Annotated in this window: 22 protein-coding genes; 12 read left to right on the forward strand and 10 right to left on the reverse strand. The window is 40.2% G+C overall.

Features of this window, described 5'->3' with window-relative positions:
- Positions 1-5 precede the first annotated feature (5 nt).
- The 4 genes from AC0VZ5_RS12725 to AC0VZ5_RS12740 all read right to left on the reverse strand — a co-directional run bounded on the left by AC0VZ5_RS12725 (position 6) and on the right by AC0VZ5_RS12740 (position 4,294).
- Entirely contained in the window at positions 6-1,235 is a 1,230-nt protein-coding gene (locus tag AC0VZ5_RS12725; protein WP_178956523.1) for an efflux RND transporter periplasmic adaptor subunit, read from the reverse strand.
- Positions 1,232-2,485 carry a TolC family protein gene (locus AC0VZ5_RS12730; RefSeq protein ID WP_178956524.1) on the reverse strand — a complete coding sequence of 418 codons (1,254 nt, stop codon included), beginning with the start codon at positions 2,483-2,485 and terminating at the stop codon, positions 1,232-1,234. The genes AC0VZ5_RS12725 and AC0VZ5_RS12730 overlap by 4 nt, the downstream gene beginning before the upstream one ends.
- A gap of 172 nt (positions 2,486-2,657) precedes the next feature.
- The gene (locus AC0VZ5_RS12735; protein ID WP_138608676.1) at positions 2,658-2,972 is read right to left on the reverse strand and encodes a hypothetical protein; all 315 of its coding nucleotides are present in this window, start codon (positions 2,970-2,972) and stop codon (positions 2,658-2,660) included.
- Between the two features lie 176 nt (positions 2,973-3,148).
- On the reverse strand, positions 3,149-4,294 hold the full coding sequence (locus AC0VZ5_RS12740) for an iron-containing alcohol dehydrogenase (protein WP_010387594.1): 1,146 nt from the start codon (positions 4,292-4,294) through the stop codon (positions 3,149-3,151).
- A gap of 185 nt (positions 4,295-4,479) precedes the next feature.
- On the opposite strand from AC0VZ5_RS12740, the gene AC0VZ5_RS12745 reads away from it, so the two are divergent.
- Together AC0VZ5_RS12745 and AC0VZ5_RS12750 are read left to right on the forward strand one after the other, a co-directional pair.
- A complete protein-coding gene (locus AC0VZ5_RS12745; RefSeq protein WP_178956525.1) occupies positions 4,480-5,358 on the forward strand; it encodes an AraC family transcriptional regulator in 879 nt (292 codons plus the stop codon).
- A 193-nt stretch (positions 5,359-5,551) separates the two neighbouring features.
- Positions 5,552-7,081, forward strand: a complete 1,530-nt coding sequence (locus tag AC0VZ5_RS12750) for a sensor domain-containing diguanylate cyclase (RefSeq protein WP_475473105.1) — start codon at positions 5,552-5,554, stop codon at positions 7,079-7,081.
- Between the two features lie 52 nt (positions 7,082-7,133).
- Here the strand turns inward: AC0VZ5_RS12750 and AC0VZ5_RS12755 are convergent, their stop codons facing one another.
- A complete protein-coding gene (locus tag AC0VZ5_RS12755) occupies positions 7,134-7,553 on the reverse strand; it encodes a VOC family protein (protein WP_138608683.1) in 420 nt (139 codons plus the stop codon).
- A 216-nt stretch (positions 7,554-7,769) separates the two neighbouring features.
- Here AC0VZ5_RS12755 and AC0VZ5_RS12760 point away from each other — a divergent pair, with 216 nt between their 5' ends.
- From AC0VZ5_RS12760 to AC0VZ5_RS12770, 3 genes are all read left to right on the forward strand, one after another.
- Positions 7,770-8,138, forward strand: coding sequence for a hypothetical protein (locus AC0VZ5_RS12760; RefSeq protein WP_178956527.1), 369 nt, complete (start codon positions 7,770-7,772; stop codon positions 8,136-8,138).
- A complete protein-coding gene (locus AC0VZ5_RS12765; protein WP_010387586.1) occupies positions 8,135-8,518 on the forward strand; it encodes a hypothetical protein in 384 nt (127 codons plus the stop codon). The genes AC0VZ5_RS12760 and AC0VZ5_RS12765 overlap by 4 nt, the downstream gene beginning before the upstream one ends.
- 144 nt (positions 8,519-8,662) lie before the next feature.
- Positions 8,663-10,852: a fasciclin domain-containing protein gene (locus AC0VZ5_RS12770; RefSeq protein ID WP_178956528.1), complete on the forward strand. Its 2,190-nt coding sequence runs from the start codon at positions 8,663-8,665 to the stop codon at positions 10,850-10,852.
- A gap of 69 nt (positions 10,853-10,921) precedes the next feature.
- Here the strand turns inward: AC0VZ5_RS12770 and AC0VZ5_RS12775 are convergent, their stop codons facing one another.
- Positions 10,922-11,746, reverse strand: a complete 825-nt coding sequence (locus tag AC0VZ5_RS12775) for a sterol desaturase family protein (RefSeq protein WP_138608687.1) — start codon at positions 11,744-11,746, stop codon at positions 10,922-10,924.
- Positions 11,743-12,186: an SRPBCC family protein gene (locus AC0VZ5_RS12780; RefSeq protein WP_475473110.1), complete on the reverse strand. Its 444-nt coding sequence runs from the start codon at positions 12,184-12,186 to the stop codon at positions 11,743-11,745. The genes AC0VZ5_RS12775 and AC0VZ5_RS12780 overlap by 4 nt, the downstream gene beginning before the upstream one ends.
- A gap of 96 nt (positions 12,187-12,282) precedes the next feature.
- Here AC0VZ5_RS12780 and AC0VZ5_RS12785 point away from each other — a divergent pair, with 96 nt between their 5' ends.
- Both AC0VZ5_RS12785 and AC0VZ5_RS12790 read left to right on the forward strand, forming a co-directional pair.
- Positions 12,283-13,281 carry an AraC family transcriptional regulator gene (locus tag AC0VZ5_RS12785; protein WP_198523648.1) on the forward strand — a complete coding sequence of 333 codons (999 nt, stop codon included), beginning with the start codon at positions 12,283-12,285 and terminating at the stop codon, positions 13,279-13,281.
- Positions 13,282-13,375: 94 nt separating this feature from the next.
- The gene (locus AC0VZ5_RS12790) at positions 13,376-14,137 is read left to right on the forward strand and encodes a substrate-binding periplasmic protein (protein ID WP_475473112.1); all 762 of its coding nucleotides are present in this window, start codon (positions 13,376-13,378) and stop codon (positions 14,135-14,137) included.
- On the opposite strand, the gene AC0VZ5_RS12795 is transcribed toward AC0VZ5_RS12790, so the two are convergent.
- A complete protein-coding gene (locus AC0VZ5_RS12795) occupies positions 14,134-14,544 on the reverse strand; it encodes a nucleotide triphosphate diphosphatase NUDT15 (protein ID WP_198523650.1) in 411 nt (136 codons plus the stop codon). The two genes, AC0VZ5_RS12790 and AC0VZ5_RS12795, sit on opposite strands and share 4 nt — an antisense overlap.
- Before the next feature lie 195 nt (positions 14,545-14,739).
- Between AC0VZ5_RS12795 and AC0VZ5_RS12800 the strand changes: the two genes are divergently transcribed.
- Positions 14,740-16,629 carry an acetate--CoA ligase gene (locus AC0VZ5_RS12800; protein WP_475473114.1) on the forward strand — a complete coding sequence of 630 codons (1,890 nt, stop codon included), beginning with the start codon at positions 14,740-14,742 and terminating at the stop codon, positions 16,627-16,629.
- Positions 16,630-16,722: 93 nt separating this feature from the next.
- Complete coding sequence (locus AC0VZ5_RS12805; RefSeq protein WP_475473116.1) at positions 16,723-18,003, forward strand: mechanosensitive ion channel family protein; 1,281 nt, start codon at positions 16,723-16,725, stop codon at positions 18,001-18,003.
- Between the two features lie 228 nt (positions 18,004-18,231).
- Here AC0VZ5_RS12805 and AC0VZ5_RS12810 read toward each other — a convergent pair whose 3' ends face one another.
- Complete coding sequence (locus tag AC0VZ5_RS12810; protein WP_178956535.1) at positions 18,232-19,116, reverse strand: LysR family transcriptional regulator; 885 nt, start codon at positions 19,114-19,116, stop codon at positions 18,232-18,234.
- Between the two features lie 110 nt (positions 19,117-19,226).
- On the opposite strand from AC0VZ5_RS12810, the gene AC0VZ5_RS12815 reads away from it, so the two are divergent.
- Both AC0VZ5_RS12815 and AC0VZ5_RS12820 read left to right on the forward strand, forming a co-directional pair.
- The gene (locus tag AC0VZ5_RS12815; protein WP_475473117.1) at positions 19,227-20,369 is read left to right on the forward strand and encodes an alkene reductase; all 1,143 of its coding nucleotides are present in this window, start codon (positions 19,227-19,229) and stop codon (positions 20,367-20,369) included.
- 256 nt (positions 20,370-20,625) lie between these two features.
- Entirely contained in the window at positions 20,626-21,813 is a 1,188-nt protein-coding gene (locus AC0VZ5_RS12820) for a GGDEF domain-containing protein (RefSeq protein WP_475473119.1), read from the forward strand.
- A gap of 65 nt (positions 21,814-21,878) precedes the next feature.
- On the opposite strand, the gene AC0VZ5_RS12825 is transcribed toward AC0VZ5_RS12820, so the two are convergent.
- Positions 21,879-22,406, reverse strand: coding sequence for a hypothetical protein (locus tag AC0VZ5_RS12825; RefSeq protein ID WP_138608705.1), 528 nt, complete (start codon positions 22,404-22,406; stop codon positions 21,879-21,881).
- Positions 22,407-22,689: 283 nt separating this feature from the next.
- Between AC0VZ5_RS12825 and AC0VZ5_RS12830 the strand changes: the two genes are divergently transcribed.
- Entirely contained in the window at positions 22,690-24,030 is a 1,341-nt protein-coding gene (locus tag AC0VZ5_RS12830; RefSeq protein ID WP_475473120.1) for an L-cystine transporter, read from the forward strand.
- The last annotated feature ends 30 nt before the right edge of the window (positions 24,031-24,060 follow it).

Genomic DNA, 24,060 nt, shown 5'->3' on the forward strand with positions numbered 1-24,060 from the left:
ACCTCCTAGTGAGCGTGACTTGCGCCGCTTTTTAAAATATCGGCTTTGATCACATAGCTATTGGTTGTGACGTACTCGCTACCTGGGCTTAAACCCGCAATGACTTCTACCCACTCGCTACTTTTTGCGCCTAAAGTAACAGGGCGCACTTCAAACACACTATCTTTACGCACAAACACACTCGCCATACCGTTAAACTCCTGAATAGCCTCAGGCTTTACACGCACGTTAGCATTAACCTTATCGATACTGACATCACTATTAACATGCATACCTGGACGCCAATGACCATCAGGGTTATTAAGCTCAATACGAGCACGTGCAATATGCCCGCCAGTCATCATAGGTGCTATAAAAAACACCTTACCTTGGGCATTTAAATGATGATGTAAATCGTACACGACAGCGCTTTGACCAATGGCTAGGTTTTCAATATTTTCAGGAAAGGCTGAGAGCTCAACCCATACTTTATCAAGGTTCACGACTTGCATTAGCGCACGAGTACTTGCCAGTTCGCCACGCTTTAAATATTGTTCGGTTACCACACCGCTAATAGGGCTTTTAATGCTGTAGTTTTGCAAAGTTTCGCGATTGGTGACGCTGGCCAGTACATCGCCTTTTTGAACGTTTTGACCAATACTGACAAAAATATCGCTGATCAATCCGGTATATGGCGCCATAATTTCTACTGTGCCATGCTGTGTAGGTGTAATAACACCGAACAGCGTGTCGGAAATATCAACCTCGCCGCTTTGTGCTATCTCCGTTTTAATGCCCGCGCCTTTAATTGCTCGCTCGCTCAGCACAGTTTGGCCTTCGTGCTGAGAGTACTCAAAGCTGACGCGTTCACCTTTATAATTAGCAGTAATTAAAAGCTCAAACGAATGTGGCTCATTTATAGGTTGCGTGCTAACAAGGTACTCATTCTCACGGGTAAACTGTATTTTTTGCGGCGTTTCTACTAAGCGTTTTAAGTTTATTTCTATACTTAAATCGTTCACATCTACCGGCTGTTTTTGCTCATAACCATATACGCGCAGCTCAACTTTACCTGCCAATTCTTGCAGCTTTAACTCAAGAGTGAGCTTTTCGTTGGTTAATAAAAAGCCGCCGTGTGGACCTTGTTTTTGGGTTTGCTCTGTTTGGTCATGCTCTGCTGAGGCAAATACATATGTGCTTGTTAAGCTAGCTACAAACGAGAGAAATACTAATAATGCGATAAAAGTGTTGTTCATGATTGAAAAGTCTCAGTTAAAGATTGGCCAGTTAAACGCTCAAGTGCGAGATGGGTCTGATATAACGCTGCATATGTATTAATCAACGCGCGTTTAGAGTCAAAAAGGGCTTGTTGAGCATCGAGCAATTGCAACACCGAAATTTGTCCGCGTTGATAGCTTTTTAAACTTTGCTCAATGAGTGTTTGGGCTTGGGGAATAACTTGCCCAGATAACAACTGTGCCTGTAACATCTTACCTTGGTAATAGGCATACAAAGTACGAACTTGCTGACGTAATTGAACCCGTAACTGTCCTTGCTGCTCACGTAACAATGCTAACTGACTGTTAGCTGCTTCAATATTACCGCTATTTGAGTTACTCAATTGCAATGGCATTGAAAACGAAAACAGCAACGAACTGGTATTGTTTTGCTGGTTGTAGCTCACGCCTGCACCTATATTAATATCGCTTTGCCCATTGGCTTTTTGCAGCGCTAAGTTGGCCGCTTGTTGTAAGTATTGCTGCTGTAACATTGCAAAATCAGGCGCTTGGTTAACCGCATCAAGTAACCCTTGCTCAGATTTAAGCGTTATTAATGTATTAATATTTCCCGCTAAATCCGTGTAATCATGTTGCTCACTCCATAGCTCATTGAGCGATAAACGCGCTCGCTCAAATTCACTATTTAGCTTAGCTTTATCAAGCTCAACTTGGCTAAGCGCATAACGCATGCGGGTTACATCTGCTTGCGATACAGCGCCAGCATCAGCTCGCTGCTTTATTGCTTTAAGTGCTTGGCTTACAACCTGATGCCGCTCGCTATTTAGAGAAAGTAAAGTTTGAAATTTAAGCGCCTCGTAATACCGCTCACCAGTGGTTGCCAATAAGGCTAAACGAGTATTTTGATATTGTATTGCTTGGGCTTTAATGTTTGCCGTAGCGTAATTTATGCGGCTTTGGCGTTTATTCCCAAGCTCTATAAGCTGGCTAAATGCCAAGGTTATTTCAGCACCTTGCACACCACGTGCATCGTTTGTCCCCAGCAGATTTTCAGCTTCTATATTTAAGATAGGGTTAGGCGAAAGTGCAGCTTGAGATTTAAGCGCGCTGAGTATTTTTTGATGATAAGGGTAGCGTTTTAATAGCGGATTTTGTTGCTCGGTATTTATCAACGCTTGTTTTAGAGTTAGTGTTTTAACATTTGCAAACGCACTAAAAGCAGGCAGCGTGCACAGCATCACCACCAGCATAATTGGTTTTTTATTCATATAGCTTGTCCGTTTTTAATCAACAGAGTTCACTTGCAAACCATTTACAACCTACGCAAAAAATAGCGACAGTGTAAAATGCTCAGCAATCTAAAAATGCCTATAACAGCCCATTAAACGCTTACACGTAGGCAGCTAAAAGCACAATAATCAATTGAAATTAAATTAAAAACTAGCTAAATAAATTCGGTGGCGGTACGTCTGGTGGATAATGTAAGCCGTGATAGCATGTCGCTAAAGTTGGTTTACTTTTCTCGGGAGTTATTGAGTGATTTGAGCTGTGGCTATAGCCACTGTGGCAATGCTGGTGGGCATGTATTTCTGTTGTTGGGGCATTATCGCTATCATCAGCAGATGAACCTAGTTGCGATAATGAGCTATTTACGTGGTCAACGTCTTCTTGTAAATGGTACGCGGCGCCGTCACAGCTTATAAAGCTATGCACAAGCACAAGTAACATTACAATTAAAAAACGATTTGAACGCACAGTTAAACGAGTTCCCTATTGAAATACACAATTAGTTAAGCCCATTACTTATCTAATTCAGCACTGTACCTGAAAATACCTAAAAAGTAATGCAGCAAAATAAAATTTTATTTCATTCAATCTTATTTTGCTGCAAAAAGCCGCTAGCAAATGTTAACGGTCGAGATTAATCATTATTAAGCAACCGCTTGTTCTAAAATTTCACGGCTTTCTTTTAACGTAATAGCTTGGTTTTCTCCAAGGGCAACCATGCCATGCGCTTCAAGCTTGCCAATAATATTATCAATGGCAGCCGCTTTGTCATCACCATGCTCAGTAAGCTCAGTTGCTACGTCAAGGCTATGGTAAAACGCTTCAATCGCTTGAATTGTTTGCTCTGCTAAATCGTCTGTTTGTGCAAGACCAAATACGTTTTTGCCCATTTGTTCTAGTTTTGCTTTTTTAACTGCAAATTGATTTCGCAGTAAAGAAGGCTGAACAATAGCCAGTGAACGGGCATGATCAACGCCGTAAGCAGCTGTAAGCTCATGGCCAATCATGTGGGTTGCCCAATCTTGTGATACGCCAGAACCAATTAAGCCGTTAAGTGCTTGGTTTGCGGCCCACATAAGGTTTGCACGCCATGCATCGTCTTGGTTTTCAAAGTTATCACCCAATGTTTTAAGCGCTTTTAACAGTGCCTCTGCATAACCTTCTTGAACAAGTGCACCTTCTGGGAATGTTAGGTACTGCTCACACGTATGTACCCATGCATCTACTAAACCATTTACAAGCTGGCGCTGCGGTAATGTTTTCATTACATCAGGGTCCATAATGGCAAATTTTGGTAATACTTCTGGAGATGCAAACGGTAGTTTTTGCTTCGTTGCTTCTTTGCTTACTACTGAATTTTGATTAGACTCAGAACCGGTTGCAGGCAATGTAAGTACCGCACCAATAGGTAATGCGCTGGTAATTGTATGCTTACCTGTAGGGATATCCCAACCTTCGCCATCATATACAGCAGATGCTGCAATGTATTTAACGCCGTCAATTACAGAGCCGCCGCCTACACCTAAAACGAAATCGATATCTTGTTCTTTACAAATTTTTACTGCTTGGTCTAGCACTTCAATTGTTGGGTTGGCACCTACGCCCGAAAACTCTACCCAATCAAAACCTTCAAGTGCTGCTGCAACTTCATCGTATACGCCGTTCTTTTTAATAGAACCGCCACCGTACACAACTAATACTTTTTGATCTTTTGCGATCAAATCAGTAAGTGCGGCAATTTGTTGCTGACCAAATTGAATTAAAGTGGGATTTACGTAGCTAAATTTCATTATTTTGCTCCTAAAGGGGACGGTTAATTACTAAGCACCTTATCAATTCTTAAATAAATAAAGTGTTGATAGATGCATAATAATGGCATAGCGCATATATAAAAAGCCTAATAACTGCCAAAAGCTTGCCTAAAACTATCAGTGTTGTTATTTTACGCCAAATACCGTTAATTTAAGCCGCCCTTATGACGACCATCGCCACTTTGTTACAACAATACGCAGAGCATAATAAGTTGCTCAGCTTTGAAGGTACCATGGAAACAATTATTCCAGGGGTGTACTTTCATCGCGCCACCAAAAGCTCAGCGCGTCAGCCTCTTATTTATAATTCAGGTATTATTATTGTTGGCCAAGGACATAAAGTTATTCACTTTCCTGAGCATCAAATACAGTATGGTGCAGGCGATTATTTAGTACTGGGAGTGCCCGTACCACTAGAATGTGAAGCGTTTACTGATAACGATTTACCAGTAATGGGTATAGCAATTGATATAAACCCAGCCATGCTGCACAAACTGGTTAACCAAATGATGCAACATAATCCTATTTTAACTCCTTTAACACAAAGCGGAGCCGTCCAAAGTGCCGCTTTAGATATGGCCATGGAGCAAGTCACTCATCGACTGTTAACAGTGTTAAACAATCCACTTGAGGCTGAGGTATTTGGTGGCGATATAGTTAAAGAATTAGTATATAGGGTGCTGTGTGGCCCTCAAGGGCATACCTTAATTGGGCTTGCAATGCATGATGGCCATTACGCGCGCATAGCGCGTACTTTATCAACATTACACAGCGATTACGCAAACCCTATTACCGTAGAGCACTTAGCTGAAGAAGTTAATATGAGTGTGTCATCTTTTCATCGTGCGTTTAAACAAGTTACGTTTGAATCCCCTTTGCAGTATTTAAAAAAAGTACGCTTAGCAAAAGCAAAAGAATTAATAATCACCTCTGGCAGTAAAGCTAACGAGGCCGCATTTAAAGTAGGCTATACTAGTGCGTCACAATTTAGCCGTGAGTTTAAACGACACTTCAATAAAACCCCCAGTGAAATACATGTGTGATTAAAAGTAACCCATTTTTGCACTAAGTCATTATTTAAATACTTAATTACTAGTAAAGCCTACCTGCTTTGTTAGTATGGTTTAGAGTATTCATCCTTTTAGTAGCAATGAATTTTACGATAAAGACAAGAGGTTTTTGAGCATGTTAAGCGCACTGATGATTAGATTTAGCATTTTTATATGCGCTTGTACTATGCTGTTTAGTAGCGTTACTTATGCGCAAGAGCATTGCCAGCTCAATGAAAGAGCAACAAACACATCGGTGTCTTTATCCAAAGAAGTTGTCTCAAATATTAAGCTTAAAAACGGTATTAATCATCTCGAATTAAGCTGTAACTTAAAGCAAGGTGGGGTATTTTCTTTTACTCGCCCTGCACTTACAGACTTTTCGTGGCAGCAAAATTCAGTATATAAAACACCTTTAAAAACCAATCAGATGGCAATTTTAATGGACCAAGGCGTTTTTACTGCACAGCTTACAGTTACTACCTCAGCAGCTTATACCCCACGCTTTAAGTGGTCAGATACACAACCGTTTGTCGAAAAAATACAACGCTATAACCTTATTTTTGGCATTTTTTATGGTCTTTGCGCCACACTTATTTTTTATGCATTAATTATAGGACACGGCATAAAAGACCCTCTTTTTAAACTGTATGGCATTTATATTTTTTGTATCGCTAGTTTTATATTCTTTCAAGAAGGACAGCCTTATTTATTTACACAGCAGTACTACTCTGTGTACGTAAGTCATCTTTACACGTTAAGTATTGGTTTAACTATAGTCAGTGCCACATGGTTTATGAGTGCACTATTAGAGCTACCTAGATACTTTCCAAAGTTAAGCAATACATTAAAAGTTACCGCCTTATGCGTACTGACTTTGTGCTTACAAAAAATAGCGCTCGATCTGCCACTCATAACCAATATTACCTCTGCAGTAACCGGCTATTTATCATTATTTATTGTCATGACTATTTTTATCCTCAGCGCGATACAAACAAAGTACGGTGTCAATGAAGCAAACTTGGTATTTATAGCACTGGCAAGTGTGTTTATTAGTATGACTTTTAGAGTACTACTAACCGATTATAGTCCGTTCATTCAACGCTATGGGTTTGTTATTGCGTTTACAATTGAATCTTTATTACTAGCTATTGCCGTCGGTAGACGAATTCAAAGATTGAGTTATGCAAAAAAACAGGCTGAACGACACGCTAACTTTGATCACTTGTGCCATATATACAATCGTCGTGGGTGGAGCTTAAAAGCAAACGACTTATTGGCAGAGCACAAGCAACGTGGAGGCGTTTTGTGTTTTTTATACATAGATCTAGACCGTTTTAAAGCAATTAATGATACCTATGGCCATGATGTAGGCGACAAAGTACTGTGCAAAGTTGCAGAGTCACTTGGTCAACACATGCGCAGTGAAGATGCTGTTGGCCGCTTAGGAGGCGATGAATTTGTAGCCATGGCATTATTTAATAGCAACGAAAAAATTAACCAGCGAGTTAACACCCTAGAACAACAATTAAACCAGTTAACTATAGAGCATCAGGGCCATACCATTTCCATTTACGCCAGTGTTGGGCAAACTAGCTATACTCAGCCACCTGATAACTTAGACACAGTTTTAAAAGCGGGTGATGAAGCGATGTATAAACAGAAATTGCAAAGAAAGGCAAAGCAGGCTGAAAAAATGGTAGGAACCGCAATTTAAAGGCAAAAAACATGAGCTAGTCAGTAAGACTAGCTCAGCTATAATAGCTAGCTTAATCCTTTTTAAACAGTACCTCAGGATTAACCATGGTTTTCATTTCAAGCACGTTACCGTTGGGATCTTCAATAAAAAAGGTTTCTTGCTCAAACTCATCACCAACAAAACGACGGTAAGGTTTATCTAAATATTCAAGGCCGGCATCAGCAATGCGTTGCTTAAGTCCTTGAAACTCACTTTCTGATAAATGAATACCGAAGTGTGGTACAGCCACTGCGCCCATATCAACGTCGTGACGTACCGTAGGTAAACGCTCAACGCTTTGATGCAGAGTTAACTCGTTGCCCCAAAAATCAATGTCTACCCATCGTCCTGCTTCACTATTGCCGGTTTTACAGCCGAGTACGTCACAGTAAAACGTTTTCGCTTTTTCAAGATCGCCAGCGGGGATAGCCAGATGTAAACAGTTAGACATAAATTACCTTAGGTTATAACTTTTAATATATGAAATATGCCGCATTATACATAATTTGCAATTTATAGAACATCAACACTGTTATTTTTAGTCATTCATTGCATATCGATAATTTTCAACAATAATTCATCTTTTAACAATGGTGTATCGATTTTAGTCTTAAATCACAGTTTTTAACTATTAAAGCTAAAACTGATACATTATGATGTGCGCGCCATGACTAAATTCATACTTTTAAAATTCATTACCTTTTTTATCGGCTGCCTATCGTGTTTTGTAATGCATACCACATTCGCATTGCCTATTGTTGTATCTGCCGGTTTAACGGGGCTTATCGGTTCATTTATTCCATTCCCTGACGATTACAAAAACCATCCCTATTCAGCTATTTATGCAGGCAGTTTTGCCGGTATGTGCTCCACTAGTTTAATAACTGAATACTGGGAAATTGCGGCTATTTCTGCCATTGGGGCTGTTTTGTACACACTCACGATTAACATATTTGCAGGGTTTGGTGGACGATTAGGTAGCATTGCATTTGCTAGTGTCGCCTTATTTGTTTTAGCCAAGGAGTTAATAATATGACGCTTATTTATCCGCTGCTTGCTTTGTTAGGGGCGTTTTTAACCTTTTACTTGGCTAAACATAATCGCTTTGATGGGATCCGAGCCTCTGCAGCTCTATCGATTATTGCCTATTTGATTTTTGCGCAGCTGAGCCTTAACGCTGAGCTATATAGCATCGTCTTTTTTGGCGGCACATTTATTGGAATGAGTGCTCCCCACCGTTTTGGTGTGTATACGCTTGCCAGTTCAGCAATTATATTTTCACTGTTTTTTGCCTATCTAGTGCCTATTCTTGATGGTTTTGGTGGCGCTTTGGGAATTAGTGCATTTCTATCTGTGTGTATTTGCCATGTATTTATTTTACTTGGCGCACCACGCAGTAAAAAAACTAAAATTTAAACGTTTTCTTGAATAAAAATTCAATAAAATCTTACACCTATTAAATTGTATAAAAATAACCCATGTTTTTTTGATCAACACTGTTAATAGCTTCGTAGTATTCACAAAGCTGTAACACTGTAACATTCGATTAAAGGAACAATTATGAATAAAGTATTTAAGCTCGGTGCTATCATACTTCCCTTGTTACTTATTCAAGGCTGTAGTAGTGATGACGATAACAACGCTCCAGTAACTGTAGACCCACAACCTGCCGTCTCAATCTTTGACGCCGCACAGGACTCTGAAGAGTTCACCACTCTTGTTGCAGCACTAGAAGCAACCGGTCTAGATGAAACTCTCGATGATTTAACTACCAGCTATACTGTATTTGCCCCTACCGATGATGCATTCGCATTATTAGGCGAAGAGACCATTAATAGCTTATTAGCTGATACAGACACCCTAAGTTCTATTTTAACTTACCATGTGATCGCTGGCAGAGTAGACGCGCAAACAGCTATTGGCTTAGCGGGCAGCACTGTAGAGACTGTTAACGGGCAAAACATTGCTTTATCTTTAAATGGTGAGAATTTATTAGTAAATACCAGCACAGTAACAATGACCGACATTGTGACCGACAACGGAATCATTCATGTTATTGACGCGGTGCTCACACCAAAAACAGTGCCAGAAACAGCACCAACTAATAATATCATTGAAACAGCTCAGCAAGCTGGCAATTTTAGTACATTACTTGCAGCTCTTGATGCTGCATCCCTTACTTCAGCACTTGCCGATGAATCATCAGAATTTACCGTATTCGCCCCTACGGATGCTGCATTCGAGGCAATTGGTAGCAACTTTTTAAACACGTTACTGGCTAACCCCACCGTTTTAGCCGATATTTTGAAGCAGCATGTACTTGTAGGATCAGTAGATTCTGTTACTGCAATGTCTCTTAACGGTCAATCAGCAGAAACGCTACTTGGCAATACCCTTCCAGTGGCGATAAACGCAGAAACAAACATGCTATCGTTTGGCGGAGCAAACATTGTAGTTAGAGATATTATGACCAATAACGGTGTCATTCATGTGATCGATTCGGTTATTATTTCTGATGTTACTTTACCTCAAAGTACCAATACAATTGCTGATATAGCGAGCGCTGATGGTAATTTTACGACACTTCTAGCTGCTTTAACGGCAACAGGGTTAGATACACTAGTTGCCGATCCAGATAATACTTTTAGTGTATTTGCACCTACAGACGCTGCATTTGCTGCGCTCGGACAGGATACAATTAATGCGCTACTAGCTGATACAGATACGCTTCGTGATATTTTGCTGTACCATGTTTTTTCTGACGCGACAGTTTTATCAGATGACGCAGTAGCCATTGCCAATAGCAACAGCAACAAGATAGAAATGGCCAATGGCGACATGGCTGCTATATCTCATGTAAATAGCTCACTATTTATCAATGACTCAGCAATTTCAGAGGCAAATGTAATCGCTAGTAACGGCGTGATTCATGTATTAAATAAAGTAATTATGCCACCGGCTGAAGTTGGTACCCCGACTAAAACAATTGCTACAGTGGCTACTGAAACACCTGCACTATCTACTTTAGTCACTGCACTACAAGCAGCATCACTAGTAGATACCTTTAACGACACCACTCAATCATTTACGGTATTTGCACCGACAAATGCTGCATTTAGCAAAATCCCTACCGCTGATTTAGAGGCTTTATTGGCTGACACGACAGCATTGACAGGTGTGCTAACTCAACATGTTTTAGGCGCTCAAGTGGGCAGTACTGATGCATTTGCAGCCAATGGTAAAACGGTGACCACGCTTGCCGATAACATGCTAAGCGTAAACGTTGTAGACTTTACCAGCACAGCAAACACAGCAACAGATAGCATTGCTTATGATTCAACTGATAGTCGTTTAGTAACGGGTATGGCTGATGCTATGCCAGGCAAAACAGTTTATGTGTTCGACAATGATTTAGGCGAGGCAATGAGCACGTGTGAAGCAGCTTGTGCAACAACGTGGCCACCGGTTCTTGGTACTGCAGCATCAATTGAAAATGTACCCGGTTTATCGTTAATTGCTCGCTCAGATGACAGCATGCAAGTCGCCTACCTTGGCCGCCCTTTATATACCTTCTCCGGTGATACGGCAGCAGGTCAGAATAATGGCCAAGCTGTGAACGATATTTGGTGGCAAGTAAGCTTACCAGCTACATCACTACAAGTAGCGGGTAGCAATGTAACAACCACTGATATTTATACCAGTAATGGCGTTGTTCACTTAATTGATACAGTGATCACAACGGCCAAATAAACTAAGTTTTACTGTGAGATAAGCCAGGAGTGATGCTATTTACTCCTGGCTTTTTTATAAAAAATAGGCTTACTTATTAATACCTTGGGAGCTTGTTGGGTAACCAAAGACTACTTTTAACTTTGCTTTTAATCCCTTTGCTCTGTAGGTACTTTTAAAGAGATGCTGCCACTGATGAAAGGTAATTTTAATCGGGTTATTACTGTGTAGTTGGCCAATAATTCCGTATTTACAAGGCTTGCTTTCATCCTCTTCTACATAAGTGCCAAATAACTTATCCCAAACAATTAGTACCCCTGCAAAGTTTTTATCTAAGTAGCCACTGTTAATAGCATGATGAACCCGATGATGTGATGGAGTATTAAATACGCTTTCAAACCAACCCAGCTTTTTTACCACTTGGGTGTGAACAAAAAATTGATACGCTAAATTAAGGGCAACTACGGCAAAAACAATCACAGGTTCAAAACCAAGTAATATCATTGGCATCCAAAACAGCCACATGCCCGCAAGCGGATACATTAAACTTTGTCTAAAGGCAGTAGTAAAATTCATTCTCGTAGAGCTATGATGTACGACATGCGCTGCCCATAACCAATGTATATGGTGTGATGCACGATGAAACCAATAATATAAAAAATCTTGCAGTACAAAGGCACCTAATATGGTCAATACCGTCAATTCAATATCAAATAACCGAAACTGATACAGCCAGTAAAAAAACGGCATTAGTACTATTAATGCAATAGCATCAGCACCTTGATGTAATAAAGCCAATAATGCATTGGCTAAACTGTCTTTTATATCGTAGTGACGCCTAAATTTAATAAACTCGATAGCAACAAACAGCAAAAAAATAGGGCTCAGTGCGAGTAAAATAATTTCAATGCTCATACAACACGCTCCTGAAAATAATGGGCTATTTTTTTAAGTGCTTGGCTAATATCTTTTTTTATAAAAAAAGCCAGTATAAAATCGGGTACCCAAAAAGGTGCAATGCAACTAATATGGTAATTAACCTCAGTGAGCGATGGCTCTTCGTTAATGGTATTTAAGTAAATATCACCACGATGCTGCGCAACGGGCTTGCTACCTATAATACGGTAACTAATATGACTGTTATCTGCAGCTATTATTTGCTCTTTAAAGGTAGTGCCTTGCATTTTTATTTCTCTAATCGTGCCTTTTCCGCCACTTATTTCACCCGGCTCTTGTGGTGCAAGTAGTGTAAAGTGAGCATTAAAAAATCGTCCTAAATCAGCATGCGCTAATAATACGCTGCGTATTTGCTCCGGCGTTGCTGCCACAGCTCGCTTAACCTTTATTTCTACCATGACCTTCACCCTATTATTTTTATCGATCACTAGCATATAAAAATATGCCGTGGCAAACTTGCGATTAGACGACTATTTTTTAGCTTTAGGCGACAAATGAAAACCTTAGCCGATCATTATTTTTGTAGCTGTTTGGATTATCTTGAAGCCCAAGGCTTAGCTAGCCAAGTGGCTTTAAGCGCTATTGATTTTAACGAGTATACCAATAAAAAGTCACAACAAATGGCGCCACGTATCAGCTTAAAAAGCTATAATGCGCTGCTTGGCTATGCACAACAGGCGTTAAACGATCCCTTATTTGGCTTTGAATTAGGAAAACAAATACGCACCGCTGATTTTGGTGTATTGGGGTATTTAATTGAATCGAGTACTAATTTAGCCAGCGCTATTACTGCACTACTTAATTACGACAGCCTAGTGGCTAATATTGGTCGCGCCAAGTTTGAGCAACAAAAAACACGGTGTAAAGTAACTTGGGTAGCCGATCCACAATGTAGTTCACAGGCTGTTTTACGAAATATGACCGCTTGGGTCAGCGTGGTACGCCAACTACTTAATCCTGAGCTTTCACCTAGCTGTGTGTATTTTTCAACACACTTTTCAAACACCGAACAACACAGATTAACTAATTGGTTTAATTGCCCAGTAAAAGCTGGCGCTAGCTTTAATCAAATCGAGTTTCCAAGTAATTATTTAACCCTGCCCTTTAAAACCGATAATAGCCAAATCAACGCAATGCTTAAGCAAATGTCAGAGCAACAGCTATCCCAGTTTAAAAGTCAGCAGTTATTATCAGAAAAAATTAATCATATTTTAATGGCAAAACACGACTTACAAGATTGCTCTTTGCTCAGGACAGCTGCGGCCTTAAATATGACGCCACGCACACTACAGCGCTATCTAAAAAAAGAGCAAACCACGTTTGCCGCGCTGCTTGAAGCAGAGCAAAAACGACGTTTATTAACTTATATTCACCACTATTCACTAAATAAAATCGCTTTTATGCTGGGATTTAACGATCAAAGTTCTTTTAATCGTGCCTTTAAACGCTGGCATCATTGCTCGCCTCGCCAATTTATAAAAAACAACAAATAAACAATCTGCTTACTTAAAATATACATTTATCATGTACCTTATTAATGTTTTTCTTTACACTAGCGTTATAGTATTGCTTTAAAGACAATTATTTATGCTTTTGCGTATGGTGTTAACTGTTTTTGTATTGTTTTTTTATAGTGCGTTCTGCAACGCCACCCCTGTTACCTTTATCGCTGAAGATTTACCGCCTTATCATTTTAAAAACCCTCAAGGTGAAGCACAGGGCGCGCTGGTCGATATAGCTAAAGCAGTTTTAAATGGCACTGATTTAACAGCAAAGTTTGAAATAATGCCAATGGCTAGAATATTCCAACAGCAACGAGCCAATCCTAATGCCATAATAATGTCACTGCTAAAAACACCAAACAGACATCATCAATATAAGTGGCTAGGTAAAGTCTACTTTGCGGACGCATATCTAGTTAGTTTAAGTAACCACAAAGATGAAGTGATTCATTTAAATTTTGCTAAAGAGTACAAAGTAGCCACTATTCGCGGCTACTCTGCACAAGCTTATTTAGAAACTAAAGGCTTTACTGAAAATGAAAACCTAGTATTAGTCAGTTATTATCAACAGCTCTGGAAAATGCTATATAAAGATCGTATCGACTTTGTTGTAACCAATACGCTCACACTTGAAAACGAGTTAAAGCGCACCGGGCTCGACCCTAATTTAATTTCAAAACGCATCCACTTAGATGAGTTACCCTCTTCTTTGCACTTTGCAGCCAGTAATCAGCTTGACTCACACACAGCAAAAATTATTAGCGATAGGTTAAATGCCATCAAGGAAAGTGGTGAATATCAGCAAATTTTAAATAAATGGCAACTCCCTATGCCAAAAAACCTTTAATACTCAGCGGGCAAGGTATTCTGTGCTAGATAATTTTTTAATGAGATAAACAAAGGTGCGGGCAAGTCATTAATATCGCACCAACGCCACTGTAAACATTTGTGAGGCTCTTTATTTATAACCTCTCCGCCTTCATAGTCTGCTTGCACATATAAGGTAATATAATGTTTGTTCTCTGCGCTAAAAATATCGTTGGTAAAATCGAGTTTACGAATATTAGTGACATTGAGCCCAGTCTCTTCTACTACTTCACGCGCAGCGCATTGCTCAACAGTTTCACCAAATTCTAAATGCCCTCCAGGGGTTGCCCACGTATTTGCGCCATGTGCGCCTATCCGTTCACCGAGTAAAATTTTATTATCATGCATTACTATTACTGCAACGCCTACTCTGACCATTTGATTCATTCTTATATCCATTTACTCTCATTAATTACTGATTCATTTTACATTAGTTGGAACTTTTTAGTTCTATACAATCATCACGTTGGCCAAAAACTAAAAGCATCGCTTACTATTTAACCGACCATAGTCGAATATCACTGCTGATAAAAAGCGCTTAGTTTTAAATTACGTTAGATTATATTTTCCTTAGGAGCCTTTATGTCAGGTGAATACAAACAACATTACAACGAGTTTAAACAAGACCCGGCAGCGTTTTGGTTATCACAAAGTAAGCGACTACCTTGGTACAAGGCTCCAGAAACCGCATACACACAAGATCAAGAAGGACTACACCACTGGTATGCAGACGGCGAACTTAACAGCTGCTTTTTAGCCGTAGATCAACATGTAATCGCTGGGCATGGTAATGAAACAGCGTTAATTTATGACTCACCTGTTACCAATAGCAAACGCAGTTATAGCTATTTACAACTGCAGCAAGAGGTCGCTAAATTTGCAGGGGTAATGCAGTCTTTAGGAGTGACTAAAGGCGACCGCGTAGTGATTTATATGCCCATGATCCCCGAAGCCGTAATTGGTATGTTAGCCTGTGCCCGAATTGGCGCTATTCATTCTGTTGTATTTGGCGGTTTTGCAGCGCATGAATTAGCGGTACGGATTGATGACGCCAAGCCCAAATTGGTGCTCAGTGCCTCCTGCGGTGTAGAAGTTAATACTGTAATTGAGTACAAAGAATTACTCGATAACGCGGTTGAAGCTGCTAGCTATAAAGTTGAACACTGTATTATTTATCAGCGTGAGCAAGCCACCGCACCGCTTATGCCCGAACGTGATATTGACTGGGCTGTTGCAATGCAAACAGCCACACCGGTTGATCCCGTTGCGGTCAGTGGCGATCATCCGCTTTATATTTTATACACCTCAGGCACAACAGGGACGCCTAAAGGTGTGGTGCGTGAAAATGGCGGCCATGCGGTTGCTATGCATTACAGTATGGAAACCGTATACGGCATGAAACCCGGTGACGTATTTTGGGCCGCCTCTGATATTGGCTGGGTAGTGGGTCATTCGTATATTGTGTATGCGCCACTTATGTATCGATGCGCAACTATTTTATTTGAAGGAAAACCGGTTAGAACCCCCGATGCCAGTGCTTTTTGGCGCGTAGTAGAAGAATACAAAGTGAATGCCCTATTTAGTGCCCCCACTGCGTTTCGCGCGATTAAAAAAGAGGATCCCAATGCCGATGGCTTTAAACAATACGATACCTCTAGTCTCAAACGATTATTTTTAGCCGGAGAGCGTTTAGACCCACCTACCTACGATTGGCTCAAAGAAAAAACAGGTTTACCGGTGCTTGATCATTGGTGGCAAACAGAAACGGGCTGGGCAATTGCGTGTAACCCTGTTGGCATTGAACACCTGCCAACAAAAGCAGGAAGCTCAACAGTTGCAACACCTGGATTTGATGTAAGAATTTTAGATATGAATGGGGATGAATGTGCTCCGAATGAACAAGGCGCGGTTGTTATAAAGCGACCTTTACCACCGGGATGCTTACCGACAATTTGGAAAAATACGGCTCGTTTTAAGGCTGGTTATTTGGCTGAATATGAGGGCTACTATTTATCTGGTGATGGCGGTTATATTGATGACGATGGCTACCTCTTTATTATGGGTCGCACCGATGATGTAATTAATGTCGCAGGGCACCGTCTATCCACCGGTGAAATGGAAGAAATTGTTGCCGCGCACCCAGCTGTGGCTGAATGTGCAGTATTTGGTATTAGTGATGCGTTAAAAGGGCAAAACCCAATGGCGATGGTGGTGCTAAAAAATGATTTTCATGGCTCACATAAAGAGGTAGAACAGCAATTGGTGCAAACCGTGCGTAATCAAATTGGTGCTATTGCGTGCCTTAAAAATATTATGTGTGTAGAGCGATTACCAAAAACCCGTTCTGGCAAAATTTTACGTAAAAACCTGCGGCAGTTAATTGATGGTGAAGAACTGCAAATTCCATCAACCATAGATGATCCAAGTATTTTTGAAGAACTCAGCCAGCAACTCGAGCATGGTAAACTGTAACTACATAATGTAAAAAGTCTTAAATAGACTTTTTACATTGCAGCTGCTTAACTAATAATCAGTAATTAATAATAGCGTCCTTATGGAGTATTAATGACAGGAACACGCGCACAGCTGCGAGATTTTTTACTGCAATGGTTTGGCGATTATTTTCCGGGAAATCCATTTTTATGGTACGACCTGATTGTATTGGCTTGGATTGCGCTATTTGCATTAATATTCCACCTCATCTTAAGACTGGTTTCTCAGCGTTTAGTTAAAAACCGTTTTAGCGAACAAGCTGCGCAACCCGATGGCAAAAGTCCTTTATATTCAGCAAAAAAGCTCGCTCGTAATATCTCATTTGTTTTACAAGGAGCGGTCGTTGTTATTCAGGCGCAACTGTGGGTACCCGAAGGCACCACGTTTTTGTATTTGATTAAAATGATCACCGATCAATGGATCATTTTATTTGCCTTACTTTCGCTATTTTCTTTACTGGATATATTTCAAGCAATTTCCGATAAGCGCCCCTTAAGCGCTCACTTTCCGCTGCGCGGCTTTTTGCAAACAATTAAGCTTATTGCCAGTGTATTAACTGCCATTTTAGCCGTTTCATTGTTAATGAATAAATCACCGTTAATTTTACTAAGCGGTTTAGGCGCACTGTCTGCGGTATTATTACTGGTATTTAAAGACGCTATTTTAGGCCTAGTAGCGGGTATTCAGCTCTCTGCCAATAATATGCTGGCGGTAGGTGACTGGTTAGAAATGCCTAAGTACGGCGCCGATGGTGATGTTATTGATATTGCGCTAACCACGGTAAAGGTAAGAAATTGGGATAAAACCATTACCACTATTCCTACTTATGCCTTGATCTCCGACTCATTTAAAAATTGGCGCGGTATGTCAGACTCTGGCGGACGCCGAATAAAACGCAGTATTCATCTTGAAATGAGTAGTGTGCACTTTTTAGATGAAGCCGCAGTTGTTGCCCTTAAAAAAGCCGACTTACTAAGTGAGTACCTTGAAAGTACGCTATTGGTTATTGAGGAGCAAAACATCACTAAAAAAGTAGATATGAGCTGCACTTTAAATGGCCGCAGGCTCACTAATGTGGGTACATTTCGTCACTATTTGGTGGCGCTATTAAAACAGCACCCACATATTCATCAGGGTATGACCTTAATGGTAAGACAATTATCGCCAACAACCCAAGGGTTACCCATTGAGATTTACGCATTCACCAATACCACCAATTGGGGGGAGTATGAAAATATTCAGTCAGATATATTTGATCATATATTAGCGGTTTTACCCGCCTTTTCGTTACGTGCCCATGAAGCACCAACAGGAAGCGATATTCGTCAACTAATTAACCTGAACTCTGGTTAAGAGATTTGCTAACATATTGAATCAAAATGATATTTATGTTTATTTTCTCTAGCCAGAGATTTTCAGTGAAAACAAGGCGAAATTACGCGTCAATAGCTAGTCTATTGCAAGTAAATTTAACGCAGTTAGCGCTCAAAATAGCTGCTTGAGATAGATTTATTATCTAGAGTTCAGGTTAATTAGATAACCTGAACTGTGAATAATAAATCTAGCTCACGTAGAGTCAGTCTAAATACGCTTTAATTGTGCAATAAGCCACTGATGAATATCGCTGTTATTTGAACGAGGATGCCATGCTGCAATCACCTTAAACGGCGGAGGTAATAATTCAATCTCCAATTGCTTTACCTTACTATTTGGCAATAACCTTGATGGGTAAAACGCAATTAAATCGGTGGTATTGAGTAAATCAGGCACTGATGAAAACCCAGGTACTGACATGACAATATTTCGTTTGTAGCCTTTATCTGCAAACCAGCGATCGTGCGATCCACGTAAGTTTGCTCTAGATGCCGACACCACCAACTGCGGCCGGCTCGCAACCTCAGATAAGCTCAAAGGCTTTGAAGGTGTGGGCGCATGTGCGCCTGCAATACAAATATGTTGTTCTTCAAATAGGGTATCGTAGACTAAATTATCAGGAATAAATTCAACAAAGCTAATCAGTAAATCAAGCTCCCCTGCGCTGATAAGCTGGTTAACGTTATCGGATGCGAAGTCTCGAACAATCAACTTTAAACCTGGCGCTTCACTGCGAGTAATTGCTAATAACTGAGGTAAAAGTGCAGCAATCGCATAGTCCGTAGCACTTATAGTAAAAACGCCTTGATAACTCTGCGGGGAAAACTGTGACGGCACTAATAATGCGTCTAGTTGACTCAGAATTTGATTAATTGATAGTTCAAGCGCCAGCGCTTTTGGCGTTGGCAGCATCGTATTGCCTTGACGAATAAACAGCCTGTCATCAAATAAATCGCGTAATTTTCGCAGCTGCTCACTAATAGCTTGCTGAGTTAGCCCCATTTTTTGTGCAACATGCGATACATTTTTTAATTTAAGCAAAGCGCTTAAAACTCGCAACTGCTTTATATCCAGCCGACCTATACCATTCATAATTGTATCTAAAACAAAAAAGTGTTGTTTCAAATTGTAGCTTTAAATCCCTATGCTCACCAGCATTGTTATAAGCGCTCAGCAGCATAGTTAATTTAAAAGGTATTAAAATGAGTCAACCGAGTAAAAATATCGACAGTTTATTTTCATCCATTAGTTTAGGGCCATATACCCTGAAAAATCGTATTGTTATGCCGCCACTTACCCGCTCACGCAGTACAGTACCTGGCAATATCCCCAACGAAGTAATGGCCACCTATTATGCGCAACGTGCAAGTGCTGGCTTTATGGTTACCGAGGGCACTCAAATTGAACCCAGAGGACAAGGATACGCTTGGACACCCGGTATTCACTCTGCAGAACAAATCGTTGGCTGGAAAAAAGTGACTAATGCCGTGCATGCAGAAGGGGGAGTTATTTTTGCCCAGCTTTGGCATGTAGGCCGTGTATCACATACTAGCCTACAACCAAATGAAGCCAAACCTGTTGCTCCCTCAGCAATAGCAGCTGATAGTGTGAAAGTGTTTATAGAAACAGGGCCAGCTCAAGGCGCTTTAGCCGATCCAAGTGAACCGCAAGCTTTAACAACAAATGAAGTCAAAGAGCTTGTTGGCATGTATGCACAAGCTGCCCGTAATGCGCTAGAGGCTGGGTTTGATGGTGTGGAACTGCATTGTGCTAATGGCTACTTAGTAAACCAATTTATTTCTGAGCATAGTAACCAACGTGAAGATGAATACGGTGGTTCACTGACTAATCGCTTACGCTTTTTAAAAGAGATTGTTGCTGCCGTTAGTGATGTAGTTGGCGCTGAGCGTTTAGGGGTTAGATTTGCGCCGCTATTTAGCAGTACTGATGAAACCCGTGTTTATTTAGGATTAGTAGAATCAGACCCTCAACATACTTATATAGAAGCCATTAAAGTACTTGAGCAAGCGGGTATTGCTTATCTTTCAATTGCTGAAGCCGATTGGGACAATGCCCCTGATTTGCCAGAGCAATTTTACCAAGCGGCACGCGCAGAATTTTCTGGACGTATTATTTACGCAGGTAAATACACAGTTGATAAATCTGTGGCAATGCTAGCTAAAGGTTATGGAGATTTATTTGCTTTTGGTCGCCCTTTTATTGCCAATCCTGATTTACCAGCGCGTATTAAACATAATTGGCCATTAAATGAAGCCGATGCTACTACTATGTATGGTGGCACTGAGCAAGGCTACAGTGATTATCCTCGCTACAAAAACGATTAGCAAAATGGCCATGGATGGCCTCTAAAATTGCTAAAAGCGCGATAATCCACTCTATCTAAATCTCCCAAATAAGTCTTATCACTGTTTTTACCTTATCGAAAATATCATACATTTGGTTAAAAAATGTCGATAAAAGTCATTTAAATTAGTTTTAAAGTATTGTTTTTAAATAATTAACAAGCATTAAAGTAGTAATATTTCTCAATATGAATACAATAAGTCTTTATTTTTTAGACATCGGTCTTTGGAGCATAGGTTGTTAAAATTAGCAGGAGTTAAATCAACTTCTTTGAGCCTTTTAGGTCTATGTGGCTTATTTTTATTATTAGTTCAGTTTCAAGCTCAATGGCAAAGTAAGCTCTCTCTTATTAATAATCTTGTTTATCCATTACTGATTATTACTGCTGTATTTGCTACTCAGTTTAATCGAAGTCGAGTCGCATTACTTTGCGCATTTTGGGTGCTTTATTTATCTTCATTAGACTACGCTTTACCTTGGTCTGACTGGCTTAAAGCGCAACCTGACTGGACCTTATTATGCGCTGCAAGTTTATTAATGCTATTGGCAATTATAAAAGATAGAGCGCTCTTATCAATACACACAGTAACTCGCAGTTTACTCGTTATTGTCTGTGGTGGTGCTGCATTTGCTTGGTTAGCACTGAGCCAACACTTGCAAGAACTAACAATACAATCTTCTTTTTATACTCAGCTGCTTCCTTATTTACCCATTGTTTTACCGCTTTCAATAATTGGCGGCTTGCTTATTTGGCAAAGCTTGAGAGCCCATAACCTGACTCAAACCGCCTTATTAATTACTTTTATTGTGTGGTGCCTTAATCAGCAACACATTATTGATTTTCCTTGGTCTGTAATAGCCGTGCTTATGGCTTCTTTGTATTTATTGGCAGTAAGTACAGACTCTTATTATTTAGCCTATAGAGACGATTTAACCAGCTTACCAACGCGGCGAGCTCTTAATCAGCTTGCTTTATCATTAGGTCGAAAATACACCGTTGCTATGCTCGACATTGACCACTTTAAAAAATTCAACGATACCTATGGCCACGATATTGGCGACCAAGTGTTAAAGCTAGTGGCGGCTAAAATGGCTGGCGTTAAAGGGGGTGGAAAAATTTACCGCTATGGTGGAGAGGAATTTACGGTGGTGTTTCCACGCAAAACAGCTGAGCAATCAATCCCTGAGCTAGAAACACTGCGTGAAAATATTGCCACCTACGACATGGTGATCAGAAACCCAAAACGCACCGATAAAAAATCTCGCAAAGGTAAACAGCCAAGCGACCACAAAACGGTAAACGTGACGGTTTCTATTGGTGTAGCGCAAAGAGCGGCAAAACAAAGCTTTGATGAGGCATTAAAAAATGCCGATTTAGCCCTTTATAGAGCTAAGAAAAAAGGCAGAAATAACGTTAGCGAGTAATCCTTTTAACGTGGCACGCTAACTTAATAATAGCGTGCCCAAAGGCAACTAAATTTAACTACAACTTATTGCTTTTCCAAAACCGCTTTTAAATTATTTAATGCCGATACAGAAAAACCACGGTCGTAAAAGTAAATAATTTTGCCACTCTCATCAAGCAGTATTACACGACTGTTATTAGGGTTTTCGTTGCCAGTAAATGCCTGAACTTTATCGCCATCTTTGTAAATTGTGATCACCCCACCCCACAACTCTTTTGGGATCCCCTTACGCATGCCGCTATCAATTAAGGTACTAAACATACGAGGAACCATGCCCTGAATGGTTGGTAACTCATAGGCCGTAACATCAACTGCAGTCATATCTAAACCAATAAGCCAACGATCAATATCAAACTGGCTATCTTGTTTATAACCAATTAATAGCAACGTATGTGGGTTGTTAAAGTCATCAGGAATAGTGAATGACTGTTGCTCTAAGCTTTCTCCTGTAACAGTGGGAAATTGCTTACCAAGCAGCGCTTGATTTGGATACTGGGTTGAACATCCGCTAACCACTAAAACTATCACCAGCGTCATTATTGCCTTTAACATACCTTTACTCCCTATTTTTAAATAAATCTAAAGTGAACACGTTGACCAATTAATTCGTATGAGACTTACGCTTTAAACAAGGCTTACGATCTATAGTAAATCCCATAAATTAAATAAAAATACAAGCATATGAATAGGCTTGTTCGATAAAATGTTTATTCGTTATACTTTAATATTATTACTATATTCATTTTAATTCTATCCCATAGCGAAAGCGTATTTTGTTAACACCTTACAAAGCGTTAAAGTGCCGCGCTAATTCACAGCTATAAAAGAGGGTACCATGTCGCTTGCTGTATTATTAATGTTGGCATTATTTGTCGGTTTGCTGTTTGCTATTTATCTTGTTTCGCAAAAAAGCAGCTCTTTATCTCGTACCGTTTTATTTGGTTTAGTGCTTGGTAGTGCCTTTGGTTTAGCCCTACAGTTATTATTTGCCAACTCACCAGAAACCATTAAAGAAATACTCAGCTGGGTCAGCATAGTAGGTAAAGGCTATGTCGGGTTACTAAAAATGATCATTATGCCATTGGTATTAGTCTTTATGATTGCCGCTGTGGTTAAGCTTGAGAACCAAGGCTCACTGGGGAAAATCTCCTTTATTAGTATTTCTGTTTTACTGTTTACTACTGCAATTGCAGCGTTAATTGGTATTGCGGTAACGTATGGATTTGACTTGAGCATTGAAGGACTTGTTTCGGGTACTCGTGAAGCCGCTAGAATGGACACCCTACAAAACAAAGCCGCGAATGTAGCCGACTTAAGTGTGCCGCAAATGCTACTGAGCTTTATTCCTGAAAACCCCTTTGCGGATTTAAGTAATCAACGTTCAACCTCTATTATTGCCACGGTTATATTTGGTGTACTTGTTGGTATAGCTGCACGTAAAGTAATGCTTGAAAAAACCGAGCTTGCTAGCCCAATTCGTAACGGTGTAAACGCCCTACAAGCGACTGTAATGAGCTTAGTTCGCATGGTAATTGCACTAACGCCTTATGGTGTTGCAGGTCTAATGGCAAGTGTTGTAGCAAACTCTAGTAGTAGCGACATTTTAAATTTACTCGCCTTTATTGTGGCTTCTTACGTGGCTATTTTATTGATGTTTGTTGTGCATGGTTTACTGCTTAGTTTAGTCGGCGTTAATCCAAAACATTACTTTGAAAAAATTTGGCCTGTGCTAACCTTTGCTTTTAGCTCCCGTAGCTCAGCGGCATCGATTCCTATGAATGTTGACGTGCAAATTAATCAGTTAAAAGTACCCCCAGCAATTGCTAATTTATCGGCTTCTTTTGGAGCTACCATAGGTCAAAACGGCTGTGCCGGTATTTACCCTGCTATGCTTGCAATGATGGTTGCGCCAAGCGTGGGGATTGACCCACTTACATTTGAGTTTATTTTACCGCTAATTGGTATTGTGGTTATTAGCTCGTTTGGTATTGCAGGTGTTGGCGGTGGTGCTACCTTTGCAGCGTTGGTTGTATTACCGACCATGGGACTACCTATAGAGGTAGTGGCTTTACTTATTTCTATTGAACCATTAATAGACATGGCGCGCACTGCACTCAATGTATCGGGTGCTATGACCTCAGGTGTGATCACCAGTAAATTAATGAAAACTCAATAACACTGACTTTAATTTAATAGCCCAGCCTAC

Source organism: Pseudoalteromonas sp. QJM3NY_12, from assembly GCF_056173165.1.